General features: G+C 70.3%; 15 protein-coding genes. 7 read left to right on the top strand and 8 right to left on the bottom strand.

Translation table 11 applies throughout. From position 1 onward, the window contains the following. Positions 1 to 79: 79 nt before the first annotated feature. On the bottom strand, positions 80 to 1534 hold the full coding sequence (locus IEW87_RS15175) for a flavin monoamine oxidase family protein (protein WP_188710779.1): 1455 nt from the start codon (positions 1532 to 1534) through the stop codon (positions 80 to 82). Between the two features lie 80 nt (positions 1535 to 1614). Here IEW87_RS15175 and IEW87_RS02780 point away from each other — a divergent pair, with 80 nt between their 5' ends. Further along, positions 1615 to 2895 (top strand): L-fuconate dehydratase, encoded by a 1281-nt coding sequence (locus IEW87_RS02780; RefSeq protein ID WP_188710778.1) that lies wholly within the window; start codon positions 1615 to 1617, stop codon positions 2893 to 2895. Then, positions 2888 to 3862, top strand: coding sequence for an aldo/keto reductase (locus IEW87_RS02775; RefSeq protein ID WP_188710777.1), 975 nt, complete (start codon positions 2888 to 2890; stop codon positions 3860 to 3862). The genes IEW87_RS02780 and IEW87_RS02775 overlap by 8 nt, the downstream gene beginning before the upstream one ends. 95 nt (positions 3863 to 3957) lie before the next feature. On the opposite strand, the gene IEW87_RS02770 is transcribed toward IEW87_RS02775, so the two are convergent. After that, positions 3958 to 4710, bottom strand: coding sequence for an SDR family NAD(P)-dependent oxidoreductase (locus IEW87_RS02770; RefSeq protein ID WP_188710776.1), 753 nt, complete (start codon positions 4708 to 4710; stop codon positions 3958 to 3960). Continuing rightward, positions 4707 to 5546 carry a fumarylacetoacetate hydrolase family protein gene (locus IEW87_RS02765; protein ID WP_188710775.1) on the bottom strand — a complete coding sequence of 280 codons (840 nt, stop codon included), beginning with the start codon at positions 5544 to 5546 and terminating at the stop codon, positions 4707 to 4709. The genes IEW87_RS02770 and IEW87_RS02765 overlap by 4 nt, the downstream gene beginning before the upstream one ends. Before the next feature lie 236 nt (positions 5547 to 5782). Between IEW87_RS02765 and IEW87_RS02760 the strand changes: the two genes are divergently transcribed. Next, positions 5783 to 6178, top strand: coding sequence for a cupin domain-containing protein (locus IEW87_RS02760; RefSeq protein ID WP_188710774.1), 396 nt, complete (start codon positions 5783 to 5785; stop codon positions 6176 to 6178). Positions 6179 to 6208: 30 nt separating this feature from the next. Here the strand turns inward: IEW87_RS02760 and IEW87_RS02755 are convergent, their stop codons facing one another. The 4 genes from IEW87_RS02755 to IEW87_RS02740 all read right to left on the bottom strand — a co-directional run bounded on the left by IEW87_RS02755 (position 6209) and on the right by IEW87_RS02740 (position 9212). Further along, a complete protein-coding gene (locus IEW87_RS02755; protein ID WP_188710773.1) occupies positions 6209 to 6883 on the bottom strand; it encodes a FadR/GntR family transcriptional regulator in 675 nt (224 codons plus the stop codon). 9 nt (positions 6884 to 6892) lie between these two features. Then, positions 6893 to 7849: a ribokinase gene (locus IEW87_RS02750; RefSeq protein ID WP_188710772.1), complete on the bottom strand. Its 957-nt coding sequence runs from the start codon at positions 7847 to 7849 to the stop codon at positions 6893 to 6895. A gap of 51 nt (positions 7850 to 7900) precedes the next feature. Continuing rightward, positions 7901 to 8656, bottom strand: a complete 756-nt coding sequence (locus tag IEW87_RS02745) for a M56 family metallopeptidase (protein ID WP_188710771.1) — start codon at positions 8654 to 8656, stop codon at positions 7901 to 7903. A gap of 205 nt (positions 8657 to 8861) precedes the next feature. After that, positions 8862 to 9212 (bottom strand): BlaI/MecI/CopY family transcriptional regulator, encoded by a 351-nt coding sequence (locus IEW87_RS02740; protein WP_188710770.1) that lies wholly within the window; start codon positions 9210 to 9212, stop codon positions 8862 to 8864. A gap of 166 nt (positions 9213 to 9378) precedes the next feature. Here IEW87_RS02740 and IEW87_RS02735 point away from each other — a divergent pair, with 166 nt between their 5' ends. The 4 genes from IEW87_RS02735 (at position 9379) to IEW87_RS02720 (ending at position 17171) form a co-directional block, all read left to right on the top strand. Beyond that, positions 9379 to 10947: a cytochrome ubiquinol oxidase subunit I gene (locus IEW87_RS02735; protein WP_188710769.1), complete on the top strand. Its 1569-nt coding sequence runs from the start codon at positions 9379 to 9381 to the stop codon at positions 10945 to 10947. Between the two features lie 13 nt (positions 10948 to 10960). Then, on the top strand, positions 10961 to 11998 hold the full coding sequence (cydB, locus tag IEW87_RS02730; protein ID WP_188710768.1) for a cytochrome d ubiquinol oxidase subunit II: 1038 nt from the start codon (positions 10961 to 10963) through the stop codon (positions 11996 to 11998). Between the two features lie 251 nt (positions 11999 to 12249). Then, on the top strand, positions 12250 to 15888 hold the full coding sequence (gene cydC / locus IEW87_RS02725; RefSeq protein WP_188710767.1) for a thiol reductant ABC exporter subunit CydC: 3639 nt from the start codon (positions 12250 to 12252) through the stop codon (positions 15886 to 15888). A gap of 62 nt (positions 15889 to 15950) precedes the next feature. Next, positions 15951 to 17171, top strand: a complete 1221-nt coding sequence (locus IEW87_RS02720) for an MFS transporter (protein WP_229730872.1) — start codon at positions 15951 to 15953, stop codon at positions 17169 to 17171. Positions 17172 to 17193: 22 nt separating this feature from the next. Here IEW87_RS02720 and IEW87_RS02715 read toward each other — a convergent pair whose 3' ends face one another. After that, positions 17194 to 19158: a M13 family metallopeptidase gene (locus IEW87_RS02715; protein ID WP_188710766.1), complete on the bottom strand. Its 1965-nt coding sequence runs from the start codon at positions 19156 to 19158 to the stop codon at positions 17194 to 17196. Positions 19159 to 19188: the final 30 nt, after the last annotated feature.

Below are 19188 nucleotides of genomic sequence, written 5' to 3'. Positions count from 1 at the left end.
TCGCCGAGCGTCTCGAGAAGCTCGCCGGACCCGCGGATTCTCGGGAGATTTCGAGACGCTCGGCGAGGGCGGCCGCTTGTCAGTCCTCGGCAGCGTCCGGATCCGTGAACGGCATGAGCGACTCCGCAGCAAGAGTCAGCAGTGCGTCGTCGTCGAGCTCTGCCACGACGCGCGCCGCAGGGCCGCCGACGAGGCCGACGAGGATCGGCTCGCCCGTGGTCGGGAGCAGATTGATCCAGGTGCGAATCGTCGGATCGGTCGGTTCCTCGGTCTCGTCTTCGGCGGCAGGATCCTCGTCGGTCGGCTCCGGGGTCGGCGTCGGTCGCGCGGGGCCGACGACGTGCCAGATCGCCGCCGACGTCGCCCAGAACGGCGCGTCGTACCGCAGCCAGATCGACTCGATCGCGCCCATCTCGAGTGCGGAGATCGCACCGCGATGGGCAAAAGACAGCGGCGGGTCGAACTCGATCGCGCCCGCCTTGAGCACGCCGAGCGGCACGGTGACGATCACGCGGTCGTAAGTCAGCGCCTCGCCGCCCGCCAGGCGCAGGCTCACGCCGGAATCGTCGTGGACGACGTTCGAGACGGTGGTCGAGTACGTCACGTCGAGGTCGCCGAGCGGCGCCTCGACGAACGGTGCCACGTCGCTCGCGAGCGCGTCAAAGGATCCGTCGGGCAGGGTCGGCGCGTACCAGCTGGAGGCCGTGGCGGGATCGATGCCCGTCATCGCCGACAGGCTCGCGACGAATGCGTCGTGCTCGTCAGAGTCGGCGAGGCCCGCCTCTGCCATCGCGTCGGCCAGGGAAACATCGGAGGACGCGGCCCTCACATCGGCGATCGCGCTCGCGATGTCCTCCCCCGACGGGGGCGCGACCTCGCCGTCGCGCGAGAATCCCGCGACGCCGGAGACGGCCACGGAGCCGACTCCGAGCAGCGCCATCCGCGATGCCGTCTCGGTGTCGTCGGATCCGAGCAGCCACGCGCCCGCCTGGGGCGGCACGGGCCAGTCGTCGCTATCGTGCGTCGCCAGACGGCCGCCGGCGCGATCACGCGCCTCGAGAACCGTGACGTCGATACCCGCTTCCAGGAGGCTGCGCGCCGCGGTCGCTCCGGCCGCGCCGGCGCCGACGACGGCCACCCGCTCGCCTTCGCCCATCGCCTCGGAGACCTCGCGCGCGGCGCGCTCACCCGACTCGACGGCACCGCGGATCGTGCCGGGCGCCGATTGGCTGGTCGCCTCGCCCGCGAAGAACACGCGGTTGCCGAGCGGGTTCGCAAGCGTCTCGCGGTCAGCGGTCGTCGCACCCACGGGCGTCACGCTGCGCGCGCCGTAGGCGTAGGGATCCGTGGTCCACGCCGTGCGGAAGTACGCCGCCGCCGCGGGAATCTCCCCCACAGGCGTCGGCGTGACGGTGGGCTCGCGCGTGGGCGTCTCCTCCGGCGGAGGGGCCGGAGTCGGCGTGCACGACGCCAGCAAGACGGTGAGCGCCCCAGCCCCCGCGCCCAACAGCATCGTGCGACGTGTGATCCTCATCGCTCGTAAGGTTACCCGTCGCGCGATTGACCGCACAGACATCGGATGTCTACGCTGTAACAAGAACCCGAGGAGATCACGTGAGCACGATCGTCACCGTCGACACCGTCGACATCCGCTTCCCGACATCCGAGCAGCTGGACGGCTCCGATGCGATGAACGCCGACCCCGACTACTCGGCGGCATACGTCGAGATCACCACCGATGCGGACGACGGGCACTCCGGCCACGGCTTCGTCTTCACGATCGGGCGCGGCAACGACATTCAGACTGCCGCCATCCGCGCCCTCTCGCCGCATCTTGTCGGGCGCGACGTGGAGGCGATCCTCGACGACATGGGATCCTTCTGGCGCGGACTCGTCGGCGACTCGCAGTTGCGCTGGCTCGGACCGGAGAAGGGCGTCATGCACATGGCGATCGGCGCCGTCGTCAACGCCATGTGGGACCTGAAGGCGAAGCGCGCCAGTCTTCCGCTGTGGCGCCTGCTCGCGCGGATGAGCCCGGAGGAGATCGTCGATCTGATCGACTTCCGCTATCTCACCGACGCGCTCACGCGCGATGACGCACTCCAGATCCTGCGTGCTGCCGAGCCGGGCCGCGCCACGCGCGAGGCCGAGTTGCTCGAGCACGGTTATCCCGCGTACACGACCACGCCCGGCTGGCTCGGCTACTCGGACGAGAAGCTCGCGCGCTTGTGCCGCGAGGCCGTGGCGGACGGGTTCCGCATGATCAAGCTCAAGGTCGGCGGTGACGTCGACGATGACATCCGACGTATGCGCCTCGCGCGTGAGACCGTCGGACCCGACATCCGCATCGGCACGGACGCGAACCAGCGATGGGGCGTCGACGAGGCGATCGAGTGGATGGGGCGCCTCTCCGAGTTCGACATCGCCTGGATCGAAGAACCGACGAACCCGGACGACATCCTCGCCCACGCGGCGATCGCGAAGGGCGTGGCGCCGATCCCGGTGGCGACCGGCGAGCACTGCGGCGGTCGCGTGATGTTCAAGCAGCTGCTGCAGGCGAATGCGCTGAGCGTGCTGCAGATCGACGCGACTCGGGTCGCCGGTGTGAACGAGAACATCGCGATTCTGTTGCTGGCGGCGAAGTTCGGCGTTCCGGTCTGTCCCCACGCAGGCGGCGTCGGACTCTGCGAGGCCGTGCAGCACCTGTCGATGTTCGACTTCATCGCCGTCACCGGCACGACGGAAGGTCGGGTGATCGAGTACGTCGATCACCTCCACGAGCACTTCGTGACGCCCACCGACGTGAGCGGCGGCGTCTACCACGCGCCCACCGCCCCGGGCAACGGCATGGAGATGCTGGCGGCGAGCCGGGAGGAGTACACCTTCCGTGGGTGAGGTCTCTCGCCGAAGCGACCTGGCGTTGCCATCGTTCGGTTTCGGCGCCGCGGGAATCGGCAACCTGAATCGCCCGGTGACCGATGACGACGCGCTTGCCGTACTGGAGGCCGCGTGGGACGCCGGCGTGCGCTACTTCGACACCGCCCCGCACTACGGCCTCGGCCTCTCGGAGCGACGGCTCGGCGCGTTCCTCCGCACGAAGCCTCGCGACGAGTTCGTTCTCTCGACGAAGGCCGGGCGGCTGCTCGTGCCCAACCCCGGCGGTGAGAACCAGCTCGACGTCGAGAATTTCTACCACGTGCCCACCGTCGTCAAGCGGCAGTGGGACTTTTCCGCGGACGGCGTGCGCCGGTCGATCGAGGAGTCGCTCGAGCGGCTCGGCCTGACGTCGATCGACCTCGTCTACCTGCACGATCCCGAGCAGTCCGGCGATCTCGAACGCCACCTCGCGTCGGGAACGGCCGCGCTCGCGGATCTGAAACGCGAGGGTGTCGTCCGGGCGTCCGGGCTCGGATCCATGGACGCGGGAGCGCTCGCGCTCGGCGCGGCATCGGGCGGGCTGGACGTCCTGATGGTCGCGGGTCGGCTCACACTGCTCGAGCAGCCGGCGCTCGCCGACACGGTTCCGGCCTGCGAGCGCACGGGGACGGGCATCGTGACGGCGTCGGTGTTCAACTCGGGCCTGCTCGCAAGCGACCAACCCGCCGACAATCCACGCTACGACTACGGCCAGGCGCCGCGGGAGCTCGTCGACCGGGCGACCCGCATCGCCGACGTCTGCCGCTCCTACGGTGTTCCGCTGCCGGCGGCGGCGCTGCAGTACACGACGCGCATCTCCACAGTGCGCACGGTCGTGACCGGCAGCAGCCGCGCCGCGCAGATCCGCCAGAACGCCGAGTGGATGCGCCTGGAGATCCCCGAGGATCTCTGGGCGGAGCTCGCCGCCGAGTCGCTCATCGCGTAGTCCCCACGCGCTGGTCTCACGCGCTGGGTCGCCAAAGTTTGCGGCGACGCGGCACGCGCGCCCGCAAACTCTGGCGACCCACGTTCCCGCGCGGACTACTCCGGACGCAGGCGCAGGCCCTGCATGCCGCCGTCGACGGCGAGCGAGGTTCCGGTCGTGGATCCGGCCCGCGGGCTCGCGAGGTACGCGACCGCGTCGGCCACCTCGTCCGCCCGCACGAGCCGCCCGTGCGGCTGGCGCGCGTTGAGCGCCGTGCGCTCTGCGTCGGGATCCGGAGCCGAGTCGAGCAGCCGCCCCACCCATGGTGTGTCGGCGGTTCCGGGGTTCACGCAGTTCACGCGGATCCCCTCGCGCAGGTGATCAGCCGCCATCTGCTGGGTCAGCGACAGAACCGCGCCCTTCGTCGCCCCGTAAAGGGCGCGCGCGGGAAGGCCCGCGGTCGCCGCGATCGAGCACGTGTTGACGATCGATGCCGCTGCAGACTGACGCAGGTGCGGCAGGGCGGCACGCGAGACGCGCACGGCCCCAACGACGTTCACATCGTAGACGCGGTGCCACTCATCGTCGTCGTTGTCCTCGATCGTGCCCTGCGCACCGATGCCGGCGTTGTTCACAACGATGTCGATGCCGCCGAAGTCCTCCGCGACCGCGGCCACGCCCTCGCGGACGGTGCGGTCATCGGTGACGTCCACACGGTAAGCGTCGACGAGACCGTCGGTCACCTCGCGGTCGAAGATCGCGACCTGCGCACCCTCTGCGCGCAGGCGCTCGACGATGGCCGCGCCGATCCCGCTCGCGCCGCCGGTGACGATCGCCTTCAGCCCGTCGAACGTTCCGCCAGCGCTCACGCGAACACCTGCTTCTGGGATCCGAGGCCCTCGATGTCGAGCTCGACGACGTCGCCGGCCTTCAGGTAGGGGAAGCGACCCGAGAGGGCGACACCCTCCGGCGTGCCTGTCATGATCACGTCACCCGGCTCGAGAGTGAGGTGCTGCGAGAGATGCCACACGATGTAGGGCACGTCGAAGATGAGGTCGGAGGTGCGCGAGTCCTGTCGCGGCTCACCGTTGACGAAGCTGCGCAGCCGCAGGTCCGACACGTCGACCTCGTCCGGGGTGACGAGCTCGGGGCCAAGGGGCGAGAAGCCGGGCGCCGACTTGCCCTTGCCCCACTGCCCGCCAGACGTCTCGAGCTGCCACGTGCGCTCTGACAGGTCGTTCGCGATCGTGAAGCCGGCGATGTGGTCGATCGACTGCTCCCGGCTGTCGAGGTAGCTCGCCCGCTTGCCGATGACGATGGCGAGTTCGACCTCCCAGTCGGTCTTCGAGCTCGAGCGCGGGATCTGCACGTCGTCGAACGGTCCGACCACGGTGTTGGGAGCCTTCATGAACAGCACGAGGTTCTCGGGCGGCGCGGATCCGGATTCGGCGGCGTGCGCCGCGTAGTTCATGCCGACGCAGTAGACGGCGCTCGGGCGCGCGACGGGGGCGCCGACGCGCGTGCCGTCTATGTCGGCGACGGGGAGCGATCCGGCGGCGAGGGCCTCACGCACGCGCTCGATTCCGCCCGATTCGAGGAAGTCGCCATCGATATCGGTGGTGAGCGGGGTCAGGTCGAAGGCCTGGTCGCCCTCGAGAACAACGGGCTTCTCCGCGCCCGGTGCGCCGCGTCGCGCAAGTCGCATGAATTCTTCTCCGAACATCTGAGGTTTACGGACCGCGTGGTGCAATCCCCGCCCAGATTACCACTTGGAGCCCCCATAGATCGGATGTCTACACCACCAGCCAGCCACCGGCGTGGCCTGTACCCGTCGCCAACCAATGCGCCAGCGCCAAGTCCGCAAGTCTCCGACAAGTCCGTTGTGAACCGCGCCGGACTTGTCGGAGACTTGCGGACATGGGCGTCGGATAGCGTGAGGGCATGAGTGGATACAGCGTCACCCAGATCGGCCGCCTCGACTCCTGGAGCGGCAAGGCATTCCTCGAAGGAGACCTCGGCGCGGAGAACACGGGGCTCTCGATCAACGCCACCGAACCGGGCGGCGAATCGCCGTTCTGGCATTCCCACGCGAACTCCGAAGAGCTCTACATCGTGCTCGACGGCACGGGTGAGATCGTCCTCGGCGAGGACATCGTGCCCCTGAACGCAGGCACGGTCGTCCGCGTCGCGCCCGGCACGATGATGGCGCTTCGCTGCCTGCCGGACAGCCCGGCGGCGATGAAGTGGATCTGCGTGCGCTCGGGCGCCGATTCGCTCGAGGGAGTCGGCAAGGATGCGACCCTCGACTCCGACCGCCCATTCCCCTGGAACGCGTGATCTCCCGCGCGCACTGAGACCGCCACCGCCTCAGGCGGTCGCTCCCTTCAGCCACTGCTCGATCCCCGCGACGTGGGCGACGGCAAGGGCGTGGGCGAGGGGCGCGTCGCCGCGGCGCAGCGCGCCAACGATCGCGCGATGCTCGTCGATGGTCCGATTCGTCGCCCCGGCCTCCGTGATGCCGCGCCAGACGCGCGCTCGCACGGTGGGCCCGGACATCGAGTCGAGCAGCCCGGCGAGGTAGGAGTTGCCCGTCGTCGTCGCGATCCGCGCGTGGAAGGCGAGGTCGTGGGCGACGAGCACGTCAATGTCAGGCTCGCTCACGACGTCATCGATGAGACCGTCGAGCGCGTCGAGGTCGTCGACCGTCGCCACGTGAGCGGCCGCCTCGGCGGCCGCGGGCTCGAGGATCCGCCGCACCGCGAAGATCTCGAGCACCGAATCGTCACGGTGCAGGTCGACCACGAAGCTCATGGCCTCGAGCAGCAGGTTCGGCTCGAGGCTCGTCACGTACGTGCCGTCGCCGCGGCGCACGTCGAGCACGCGGATCACGGCGAGCGCCTTGACCGCCTCGCGCAGGCTGCTGCGGGACAGACCGAGCTCCTCGCTGAGCTCCTTCTCCGGGGGCAGCCGGTCGCCGGGGGCGAGCCGGCCCGACACGATCATGTCCTTGATGCCCGCGATCGCCTCGTCCGTGACAGCCATGGCTTGACCTTATCGAGAGATCGGATGTCTTGGGGAGTGTTCCGCGAGGAACGCGTCGACCTCGGCGGCCGTGGGGATGCTCGGCGCCGCGCCCACCCGCGTGACCGCGATCGCGCCGGTCGCCATCGCGCGGCGCACGGCGGCGTCGAGATCGGATCCGGAGGCCAGCGCGGACGCCAACCCTCCCGCGAACGCGTCGCCCGCGGCGGTCGTGTCCACGGCGTCGACGACGAACGGCTCGTACTCCCGGGCGCCCTCGCGGGTGACGGCGACGGCGCCGGATCCGGCCATCGTGATCAGTGCGGTCGCGACGCCACGGGCGACGAACCACTCGCCCGCGCGGATCGCCGAGGCCCGGTCGGTGACGGCGATCCCCGTGAGCACGGCGGCCTCGGTCTCGTTGGGCGTAACCATGTCGACCGTCTGCCAGACCTCGTCGGGCATCGCGGCGGCGGGCGCCGGGTCGAGAATCACCGTGAGACCCGCCTCGTGGGCGCGCGCGAGAGCGTGCCGCCCGGCGTCGAGCGGCGTTTCGAGCTGCGTGAGCAGAACCCCGCCCACGGCACCGATCTCGTCGATCGCGGCGTCGACGTGATCGCGGCTGAGGCGTGAGTTCGCGCGCGGCACGATGACGATGTAGTTCTCGCCCGTCGTGGCGTCCACGCGGATGTGCGCGATGCCTGTCCCCTCGCCCGGGATCTGACGCACGTATCGCGTCTCGACTCCGGCCTCGGTGAGCGCGTCGGTGACGATGGCCTCAAACGGGTCGTCGCCGACGCACGCGACGAAGAACGTCTCGGCTCCTGCGCGAGCGGCAGCCATCGCCTGGTTGGCGCCCTTGCCGCCGGCGGCCAGCGAGAAGGCGTTGCCGAACATCGTCTCTCCGGGGGCGGGCGAGCGATCGGCGAACGCGGTGACGTCGGCAGAGACGCTGCCGACGACGATGACGGGGTGGGATGAGGCCATGCCGATACGTTAGCCCGCCAGCGGGTCGCGACTCACATCAGGTGACGCGCGTCAGCCCGCGAGGCGGCGGAAGCGATCGACCTGTCGGTTGCGGCGGCTCGAGCCGCCCTCGCCGCCGTGCACCTGGCCGACCTGCAGGATGGCGCGCGCCAGCACCCCGTCGGGCTGCGTGCGGCGCGCGTGGTCGTCGGCAAGCATCTCGACAAGCGCCTCGACCTCGCTTTCGGCACTCGCGGCGATCGGGAACCACGGCAGCGCCTGCCGCCACGCGCGGAACGAGACGAGGAGGACCTCGTGACGCTGCTCGACGTGCGCGCGCTCGTGCGCGATCACGGCGTCGAGCTCGTCCTCGGAGAGCGTGTCGAGCAGCCCCTTCGACAGCACGGTGACGGATCCGATGCCCCGCGGCAAGCAGTAGGCGACCGGCGCGCTGTCGTCGAGCAGGAGGGTGCGCTTGCGCGTGGGATCCGGCTGGCTCAACAGCAGCAGCAGCTGAAGGTGACGGCGGCGCTGGCGCTCGAACTGCACGATCGTGACGACGAGGTGGCCGACAAGGTAGAGCGCGAGGGCGAACGCCGGGATCCCCGCGAGCCACGGATGCGCCGGAAAGAACGCGTCGCCCAGCAGCCAGAGCGCGCCGACCATCGACAGACCACCGGCGAGCGCGACGACCTGCCAGAGCAGCAGGGCTCGGGCCGGGGCGCGGGCGGGCCATGCGGCGCCCGACAGTACGATCGGCACCGGCCACGCGAGCACGACCGCGACCAGCGCGAGCGCGACGGCTGCGATCAGCGCCGGAAAGGACATGTCACGAGCCTACGCACCCGCACAGTGGATCCCCCCTCATCAATGGGTCGCCAGAGTTTGCAGACGTGGGGCGCCGAGAGTGGGAATCTCTGGCGACCCATAGGGTCGGGCGCACCTCAGGTGGCCTGCGGAGGGCGTCGCAAGGCGGACGCGGAAGGCGCACAGGCGTGCGTCGACGAGGACAACGCAGCGAGGCGCCCGCAGGTCAGCTGAGGAGGCTGCGAAGGTAGGCGGCGTCTTCGGGGGAGACGCCTCCCACGAAGCGGGCGAGCACGGCGGTGCGATCGCCGGATCCGCCGAGGACCTCGTGCATGAGCTCTGCCTGGTGCTCGGCGCGCGATCCGATCGCGCTGTAGCGGTGCGGGCGCACGGACTTGTCGGGCGAGACGAGGCCCTTCTTCTCGAGGCGCGACAGGACCGTGAGCACGGTCGTCGCGGCCATCTCGCGTCCGCGCATAGCCTCGATCGCGTCCTTGATGTCATACGCGGTGAGCGCGTCGTCGGCGTCCCACAGCACGTCCATGACCCCGCGTTCCAGGTCTCCGAGATGGTTCAATCTGCCCCCGTGTGCATTCCGGCCGCGTGGGATCCGCGGCGTCCTGCTTTGATTCTACCGCGTGTCGAAGGAAGATCTACTTCGCGTCGAAAAACTTCTACACGCTGTCGAAATGTGGTCTACACTCGATCGCGAGTCTTCTACGTCGTGTAGAAAAGGAGCGTTCGTGGATCCCCTCGACATCGCCAGGTGGCAGTTTGGCATCACGACCGTCTATCACTTCCTCATGGTGCCGCTCACGATCGGCCTCGGCGCCGCAGTCGCCCTGATGCAGACGCTGTGGGTCAGAACCGACGACGAGAAGTACCTGCGTGCCACGAAGTTCTGGGGAAAGCTCTACCTGATCAACTTCATCGTCGGCGTCGCGACCGGCCTCGTGCAGGAGTTCCAGTTCGGCATGGCGTGGAGCGAGTACTCGCGCTTCGTCGGCGACGTGTTCGGCGCCCCGCTCGCGCTCGAGGGACTGCTCGCATTCTTCGTCGAGTCGACGTTCCTCGGCGTGTGGATCTTCGGCTGGGGCCGGATCCGCAAGGGCCTGCACCTCGCCGCGCTGTGGATCGCGGTGATCGGCTCGTGGATCAGCGCGTACTTCATCATCGTCGCCAACTCGTGGATGCAGCATCCGGTCGGCGTCGAACTCGCGCCCGACGGCCGCCCCGTGATGACCGACGTGTGGGCCGTGCTCGGCAACAGCACCGCGATCGCCGCCTACACGCACACGCTCTTCGGCGCGCTCGTGGTGGCGGGCATGTTCCTGCTCGGGATCAGCTGGTATCACCTGTGGCGCCGACGCCACGACGGCATCGACACGGTCGGATCCGATTGGCACGTTGTCGTCGGGTCCGGCACCGCGCCCGGGCGCGACCGCACCGACCACGGCATGTGGATCTGGTCGCTCCGCCTCGGCGCGATCATCGCGATCCTCGGCTTCGCCGGAACGGTCGTCTCGGGTGACGTGCAGGGCAAGCTCATGTATGAGCAGCAGCCGATGAAGATGGCCGCCGCCGAGGCCGCATGCCACACGGGCGGATCCTTCTCGGTGCTGTCGATCGGCGACCCCGGCGGCGACTGCGACGACGTCGTCACGCTCATCGAAGTGCCCGGCGTGCTGGGGTTCCTCGGCACGGGCGAGTGGGGCGCCGACATGCCCGGCATCAACGACCTCGAGCCTCACTACATCGACCAGTACGGCGAGACGATCCCCGACGACGCGCTCGCGGGTGAGCACGCCGGCCGCACGATCGACTACGTGCCGACGATGTGGGTGACGTACTGGGGCTTCCGGCTCATGATCGGCCTCGGCGGAATCGTCGCGGCGGGCGGTGTCGTCGCGCTCTGGCTGACGCGCCGCGGCACGGTTCCGACCTCGCCCTGGATCATGCGTCTCGCGATCCTCGGCATCGTGGCGCCGTTCGCGGCGAACATCGCCGGCTGGATCTTCACCGAGATCGGACGTCAGCCGTTCGTCGTCGCGCCCAACCCGGATCCGTCCGGCATCGACGGGGTGTTCATGTTCACCGCGGCCGCCGTCTCCCCCGGTGTGACGGCGGGCGAGATGCTCTTCTCCGTGATCGCGCTCACCGCCGTCTACGCGGTGATCCTCGTCTTCGAGTTGTATCTGCTCGTCCGCTACGTGCGCGGCGGGGCGGCGAGCGCGATGCCCGAACTGTCGCGCGACGAGACCCCCGACGGATCCGACGACCGGCGCGACGACGTGCTCGCGTTCGCCTACTGAGATGGGAGACACCATGGACGTCCTTCCCCTCGTCTGGTTCTGCGCCATCGCGGTGCTGTGGATCGGCTTCCTCGCGCTCGAGGGCTTCGACTTCGGCGTGGGCATGCACATGCTCTTCAGCACGCGCGACGAGAAGACCCGGCGCACGATGCTGAACACGATCGGACCCGTGTGGGACGGCAACGAGGTCTGGCTGATCACCGCCGGCGCCGCGATCTTCGCGGCGTTCCCCCACTGGTACGCCTCCCTGTTCTCCGCGCTGTACCTGCCGCTGACGATCATGCTCATCGCGCTCATCGCCCGCGCGGTGGCGATCGAGTTCCGCGGCAAGGTGCACACGCTGCGGTGGGCGACGTTCTGGACACGCAGCCTCGGCGTCGGATCCCTCGTGGCGTCGTTCTGCATCGGCGCGATGCTCGCGCTGACCTCCACCGGCCTGCCGCTCGACGGAAACGGCGACCGCTCGGGTGGTCCGTTCGCATGGTTCTCCTTTCCCGCGGTCCTCGGCGGTCTCGCTGTCGTCTGCTTCGCGCTCGCCCACGGATCCGCGTTCCTCGCGCTCAAGACGGACGGCGAGATCCGCGCGCGAGCCGGGCGTTTCAGCGGCACGTGGGGGCCGTTCCTGCTGCTGCCGGCGGCCGCGTGGGCGGTGTGGGTGCAGCTCGCCCACGGCGGATCCGTGCTGTCGTGGGCGCTCGTCGCCGCCGCGGTCGTGGCGGCAACGGTCGCGACGACCGCGGCCCGGCGCCGGCGGGAGGGCGTGGCCTTCGGCGGGTACGTCGGCTTCATCGTCGCGGGCGCCGGGGCGGTGTTCGCGGGCATGTTCCCGTACGTGCTGCCATCGACGCTCAGCGACGCGTACAGCCTGACCGTCGCGAACGCGTCGAGCAGCGACTACACCCTCGGGGTGATGACGATCGTCGCGGCGTTCGGGCTGCCGCTGGTCATCGCCTATCAAGCGTGGTCGTACTGGATCTTCCGCAAGCGCCTCGAGCCCGGCATGATCCCCGACCCGCACATCGTCGTCCCGGCGATCCTGCGCCCGAAATAATTTGGGTCGCCAGAGATTGCAGCCCCACGGCGCGAAAACCTGCAAACTGTGGCGAGGCATTCGGGGGCGACGGGCGTCATGCGGGCGCGGGCGTCACGCGGGCACGCGTGTGCATGCGGGCGCGCGTGTGCACGCGGGCGGGTCCCCCCTCGATGGGTCGCCAGAGATTGTCGCGCGGGGCGGCCAAGACGTGCAATGTCTGGCGAGGCATCGGCTGAGGCGACGGGCCGTCGGGTAGGCATGGAGACACAATGAGCAGCGATCCGTGGCACACATCCGCAGGGGACGCGGCACCGACGCCCCGGCCCGCACTGGGCCCGGTGCCGCCGGTCGCCCTCGTGGGCCTCGGCGTGCTCGCCGTCCTCAAGGGCGCAGGGCTCGTGCTCGTCGCCGCCGCCGTCGCGTCGGGTATCGCGGGCGTCATGTCCGGCGACCTCGACACGCGGTCGGTGCTGCTGCTCGGCCTCATCGGTGGTGGCCTTCGCGCGCTCGCCGTGTGGGGCACGCGCGTCGTCGGCCACAACATCGCGATTGCCGTCAAGCGCGACCTGCGGGGGCGCCTGTGGGATCGCCTCGCCGCCGGCGACGCGGAGGGCGCGGAGTTCGCGGAGGACGACGACGATCCGCGTCCGATCGCCCCGGCGCGGATCGCCCGCGAGCGCGAGGGCGAGGGATCCGTCTCGATCCTTGCCGCGGACGGCCTTGACGATCTCGACGAGTACTACGCCACCAGCCTGCCCGCGATCATCCAGGCGGTCGCGGTCCCGCTCATCGCGGGCCTGTGGATCCTCGGCGCCGATTGGCTGAGCGCGCTCATCGTCGCGCTCACGGTGCCGCTGGTGCCGCTGTTCATGGTGCTCATCGGCAAGCACACGCAGGAGCGCACCGACGAGGCCACCGGATCCCTCGCCCGCCTCGCGAACCACCTCACCGAGCTCGCGCGCGGCCTGCCCGTGCTCGTCGGCCTCAACCGCGCCGACGAGCAGGCGCGGGCGCTCGACGACATCCAGCGCGAGTATCGCACGCGCCTGCAGCAGACGCTGCGCACCTCGTTCCTCTCGGCCCTCGCGCTGGAGCTCATCGCGACGATCTCGGTCGCCATCGTCGCGGTTGCGCTCGGCCTGCGGCTCATGAACGACACGGTCGGGCTCGAGACCGCGCTCGTCGCGCTCCTGCTCGCGCCCGAGTGCTTCACGGCGCTGCGGCAGGTCGGATCCGCCTTCCATTCCTCGCAGAACGGGCTGTCGGCCCTCGCTCGCGTGCGCCGCATCCTGTCGGGCGCGCGGCGCGGCGACGTGCGCGGATCCGAGCTGCCGGTCGTTGCCGACATCACGAGCCCCATCGACCTGCCGCTCGTGCGCACGGAGCCGCAGCGGACGGAGGCTCCGGAGGACTTCCCGACGCTCGACGAGATCGCCTCCGGCGCGGCCTGGGCGGATGAGCCCGACGTCGTGCCCGACTATGCGCCGGCCCCCATCACGATCCACGACCTGAGCGTGCGCTACGCCGACCGTGCGGCGCCGACCCTCGACCGACTGTCGGCGGACATCGGTGGGATCACCGCGGTCACGGGCCCGTCGGGCAGCGGCAAGTCGACGCTGCTGGCCGCGATCGCCGGCACGCTGCCGCCGGGCGCCGACTCGTCGGGCTGGATCGTCGGCATCGATCCCGCGCTCGTCGCCTACGCACCGCAGGTGCCGCGGGCCTTCACGGCGACGCCGTGGGACGAGCTCGTGCTGTACGGATCCGAGAACCCCGAGGCCCCGCTGCGCGAGGTGGGCATCGCGCGGCTCGCCCATTCGTCGATCGCGGAGATGAGCCCGGGAGAGCTGCGGCGCCTCGCCGTGGCCCGCGCGCTGGTGCGCGTCGACCATGGTGCCCGGGTCCTCGTTCTCGACGAACCGACCGCGCACCTCGACGAACGCTCGGCGGGGCGCGTGCGCGACGCGATCCGTCGCCGCGCATCGGCCGCGACGGTGATCCTGGCGACACACGAGCCCGCCACCCTCGCGCTTGCGAAGCGGACGGTCGCCGTCGATGTGGCCTCAGCGCATCCGAGCGACGCGGTCGCCGTGTCGAGCCCGCACGCCGCACCGGCCGCGCCCACCGTCTCTCCCGCGGATGGCGCCCGGCAGGAGCCGACGTCGACGACCGTCGGGATCCCGGTGATCACCGACTCCATTCGCCTCCCCGACGCGCCCGACTCGGGATCCCTCCGCCTGCCCAGCCTGCGCGGGCCCCAGCACTACGCGCTGAAGCCCGACCGTCCGGCCCGGTGGCGAGCGCTGTTGCGCCTCCTGCGCCCCACGACCGCGCGGTGGGCGCTCGGCATCCTGCTCGCCACCGCGACGACCGGGATGGGGCTCGCGCTGACTGCCGTGTCCGGATGGCTCATCGTGCGCGCGAGCGTCGAGGAGTACATCATGTACCTGCTCGTCGCGATCGTCGGCGTGCGGTTCTTCGGCATCGGGCGCGCCGTGTCGCGCTATGCCGAGCGCCTCGTGACGCACGCCGCGTCGTTCCATGTGACCGACCGACTGCGCCGGCGCCTGTGGCGCTCGATCGCCGCGCGCGGCGCCGGATCCCGCCGCGTGCTCGAGGGCGGATCCCCCGTCGACTACCTCGTCACGCTCACCGACGAGCTGCGAGACCTGCTGCCGCGCACGGTCCCGCCGCTCGCCGTCGGCGCCCTCGCAGTGCTCGGCATCACGGTGACGACCTGGATCACGGTTCCGCAGCTGGTGGGCGTCGTCGGCGGGGTCCTCGCCGCGGCAGCCGTGATCGGTGCCGTGCTCGCGATCGTGGTCGCGCGCGGTGCGCATCGACGACGGATCCACGAACGGTCGACGCTCGTGCGGGGGACCGCGGCGCTCGCGACCTCCGCCGACGACCTGCGGGCGAACGGCGTCGCCCACCCCGCGGTCACGCGCCTCGACCAGGTCAGCGCCCGGCTCGCTCGCGCGGAACGCTGGGGCTCGCTCGGCGCGGGTCTCGGCAGCGCGGTCGCGGTATTCGCCTGTTCGGCGCTCGCCGCCTGGGCTCCGCTCCTGTCCCCGACGACGCCGGCTGAGCTCGTCTGCGTTGTCGCGCTGCTAGCCCTCGCCGCGGTCGAGCCGCTCGATGAACTCATCGTCGCGTGCCACCGGATCCCCGCGCTCCGCGAGGTCGCGCGCCGTATCGCGCCGTTGCTGACCATGCCGCGCCCGGTCTCGACCGGCACCGCGCCTGCGCCCCGCCCCGTCACGCGCCTCGAGATCGACGGCGTCGCCGCCACCTACCCCGGTCGTTCCGAACCAGTCTTCTCCGGGCTGTCGGGATCGGTCGGAACCGGCGAGTGGCTCGTCGTCTCCGGGCGCTCGGGCGCCGGGAAGTCCACCCTGCTGTCGGTGATCATGGGCGCCCTGCCAGCGGCGGAGGGCGCCGTGCGCGCCGACGGCGTCGCGCTCACGGACCTCGATCCGGCCTCCTGGCGCGGCCGCGTCGCCTGGTGCCCGCAAGACGCGTATGTGTTCGACTCGACGTTCCGCGGCAACCTCCTCGTCGGCCGCGCCCGCGACGACGCTCCCGACGACGCCGAGATGCTCACGGCCCTCGCGCGCGCCGGCCTCAGCGACCTCGTCGCGTCGCTTCCCGATGGGCTCGACACGCACGTCGGGGCGGGCGGATCCGCGCTGTCCGGCGGCGAGCGCCAGCGTCTCGCTGTCGCGCGGGCACTGCTCAATCGCGCCGACGTGATCCTGCTCGACGAGCCTGCCGCGCATCTCGACCGGCCGACCGCGGAGGCGGTGATGGCGGATATCCGCGCCGCGACCGAGGACCGCATCGTCGTGCTCGTCTCGCACCGTACAGACGTGCGCGCGCCGCGGGGATCCGCCCGCATCGAGCTGTGACGGCACGCAGCGCCGAGGCGTCCGATGCTCGACCGCGACTCCGACAGGTGTAGCATCCGGTCGTGACCGATCGCCCCACCGACGACCGTCGGATCTCCCTCGCACTGCTGCTCGCGGCGATCTGCCTCATCGGCGTGAACATGCGCACGCCGATCACCGGAATCGGGCCGCTGCTGGAGCAGATGAGCGCCTCGACCGGACAGCCGCTGTCGGTCCTGAGCCTGCTGACATCGCTGCCGGTGCTGTCGTGGTCGATCATCTCGTCGGTCGCTCATCCGCTCACCCAGCGCTTCGGGTTGCGGCCCGTCATCCTCGCCGCGATCATCCTGCTCAGCGTCGGCACGGTCGTCCGCTCGCTGCCCGGCGTCGCGGCGGACGTGGGCCTCTGGGTCGGAACTCTCCTCGTGGGCGCGACGATCGCGATGTTCAACGTCCTGATGCCCGCGGTCGTGAAGCGCTCGTTCGGACGACGGTCTCCCGTCGTCACGAGCATCTACACCGCGCTCTTCGCCGGGTTCGGCGCGGTCGCCTCGAGCCTCGTGGTGCCGGTGTCGTACCTCGTCTCGGGCGGCGAGGGATCCGCGGGCTGGCGCGTCGCGCTCGTCGCGATGAGCGCCACGTTGCCGATCGCCGGCGTGCTGTGGATCTGGCACATGCGGCAGGCCGGCCCGGAGGAGCGCGTGCGCCCGCAGCCGCGGAGCGAGGTCGTCCGACGCAGCGTGTGGGGCGACCGCACGGCGTGGCTCGTGGGCCTCTACATGGGTACGCAGTCGATCCTCTTCTACGCCATGCTCACGTGGACGGCCCCGTTCGCGCGCGACCACGGCCACAGTGAGATCGCGGCCGGCAACGACGTCATGCTGTTCCAGATCACGGGCGTCATCGGATCACTGACGCTGCCCCTGCTCCTGCGCGGTCGCGCGGAGCGGTGGATCCCCGCGCTGCTGCCCGCGTTCGGCGTCATCGGCACAATCGGGCTGATCGTCGCGCCAAACGTGCTCGTGGTCTGGCTGCTCGTGCAAGGCCTGACGAGCGGCGCCTCGATCGCGATGGCCCTGACGCTGATGGCCTCCCGCGCCCGCGACCACCGCACCTCGTCCGCGCTCAGCGGCATGTCGCAGTCGGTCGGCTACGTGATCTCCGGCGCGGCACCGCTGATCTTCGGCTGGCTTCACGCCGCGACCGCGTCGTGGACCTGGCCGCTCGGCTACGTCATCGCGGGGCTGCTCGGGCAGCTCGTGATCGGGCTGTTCGTCGGACGCGACCGCTACGTCTTCGACTGACGCCGGCGCCGTCGCGCCCGGGTCACCAGATCGAGACGCGGTCCTCCTTCGGAAGCCACAGCGCGTCCGCCTCGGTCACGCCGAACGCCTCGTAGAAGGCGTCGACGTTGCGCACGATCTGGTTGCACCGGAACTCGTTCGGCGAATGCGGGTCGATCGCGAGCAGACGGATCGTCTCGGTGTCGCGGCTGGCCTGCTGCCACACCTGCGCGTACGACAGCAGCACGCGCTGCACGCCCGTGAGTCCGTCGATCTCCGGGGCCTCATCACCGTTCAGTGACAACTCGTAGGCCTTCAGCGCGATGCTGATGCCCCCCAGGTCGCCGATGTTCTCACCAATCGTGAGCGCGCCGTTGACGGTGTGCTCGGCGGCCAGCCCAACGGGGGTCAGCGCGTCGTACTGTTCGATGAGGACCTTCGTGCGCGTCTCGAACGCGGCACGGTCGTCCTCGGTCCACCAGTTGTTGAGCGCACCGGTGCCGTCGAACTGCGAGCCCTGGTCGTCGAACCCGTGCCCGATCTCGTGACCGATGACGGCGCCGATGCCGCCGTAGTTGGCGGCGGCATCGCGGTTCGGGTCGAAGAACGGGTACTGCAGGATCGCCGCGGGGAACACGATCTCGTTCATCAGCGGGTGGTAGTACGCGTTGACCGTCTGCGGCGTCATGAGCCACTCGTCGCGGTCGATCGGCTGTCCGATCTTCGCGAACTGACGGTCGTGCTCGAAGACGCTGGCCCGGCGCACGTTGCCGAGGAGGTCCTCCGGATCGATCTCCAGCGCGGCGTAGTCGATCCACTTGGTCGGGTAGCCGACCTTCGGCGTGAAGCGGTCGAGCTTGTCGAGCGCGCGTTCGCGCGTTTCGGCGCTCATCCAGTCGAGCGTCGAGATCGACGCGCGATACGCCTCGATGAGGTTGGTGACGAGGCGGTCGATCTCTTCCTTCGCCTCCGGCGGGAAGTGCCGCTCGACGTAGATGCGGCCGACGGCTTCGCCCATCGCGGCCTCGACGAGGCTGATGCCGCGCTTCCAGCGCACGCGGTTCTCCGGCACCCCGGCGAGCGTCGTGCCGACGAAGGAGAAGTTCTCCGCCACGAGGTCGTCCGTCAGGTACGGCGCGGCGGAGCGCACGATCTTCCAGCGCAGCCAGGCCTTCCAGTCGTCGAGGCGCTGCGGCGTGAGGAGAGTGCCGAGGCCGGCGAGGAACGACGGCTGCGCGACGTTGACCTCGGCGAAGCCCTCCGCGGAGACGTCCTCGCGGAGCATCCCGTCGAGCCACGGGGTGAGGTCGACGCCCGTGAGCTGCTGCACCTCGGCCCACGTCATGAGGTTGTAGGTGGCGACCGCGTCGCGGCACGCGACGTTGTCCCAGTGGTGCTTCGCGACCGTCGTCTCGAGTGCCATGATCCGCGCGGCGCTGTCCGCCGGATCCGACACCCCGGCGAGCGCCAGCATGCGGTCGACGTGCGCGACGAAGGCTTCACGGATCTCGGCGAAGCCGTCCTCGCGGTAATACTGCTCGTCCGGGAGCGAGATGCCCGCCTGGACGAGGAACGGAATGTAGCGCGTCGGGTCGCCCGGGTCGGGCTCCACGAAGGCGCCGATGACGTTAGTGACCCCGGCACGGTCGAGGCGGCTCGTGGTGCGCAGCAGCGAGGGAACGTCGGCGATCTCGTCGACGGCCGCGAGCTGCTCGCGGATCGGCTCGACACCGAGCGCCGCAATGCGCTCGGTGTCCATGAAGCTCGTGAAGAGGTCGCCGACGCGGCGCTCCAGCGTGCCCGGATCGGCGCGCTGCGCGTCCACGACGATCGCCCGAACGTCCTTCTCGGCCTGTTCGGCGAGCTGGTGGAAGGATCCCCACCGCGCCTTGTCGGACGGGATCTCAGTGCGATCGAGCCACGCGCCGTTGACGTAGCGGTAGAGATCGTCTTGTGGACGAATGTCGGTGGAGAAGTCCTCGGTTGCGAGGCCGGACGAAGAGGTCATCTCTCCATCGTAGGAGCCTAGGCTTATCGG

The sequence above is a fragment of the Microbacterium faecale genome, assembly GCF_014640975.1.
Classification (GTDB): domain Bacteria; phylum Actinomycetota; class Actinomycetes; order Actinomycetales; family Microbacteriaceae; genus Microbacterium; species Microbacterium faecale.
The sequence above is the reverse complement of the archived record's forward strand: the minus strand, read 5'-3'. Positions and strand labels throughout refer to the sequence as shown.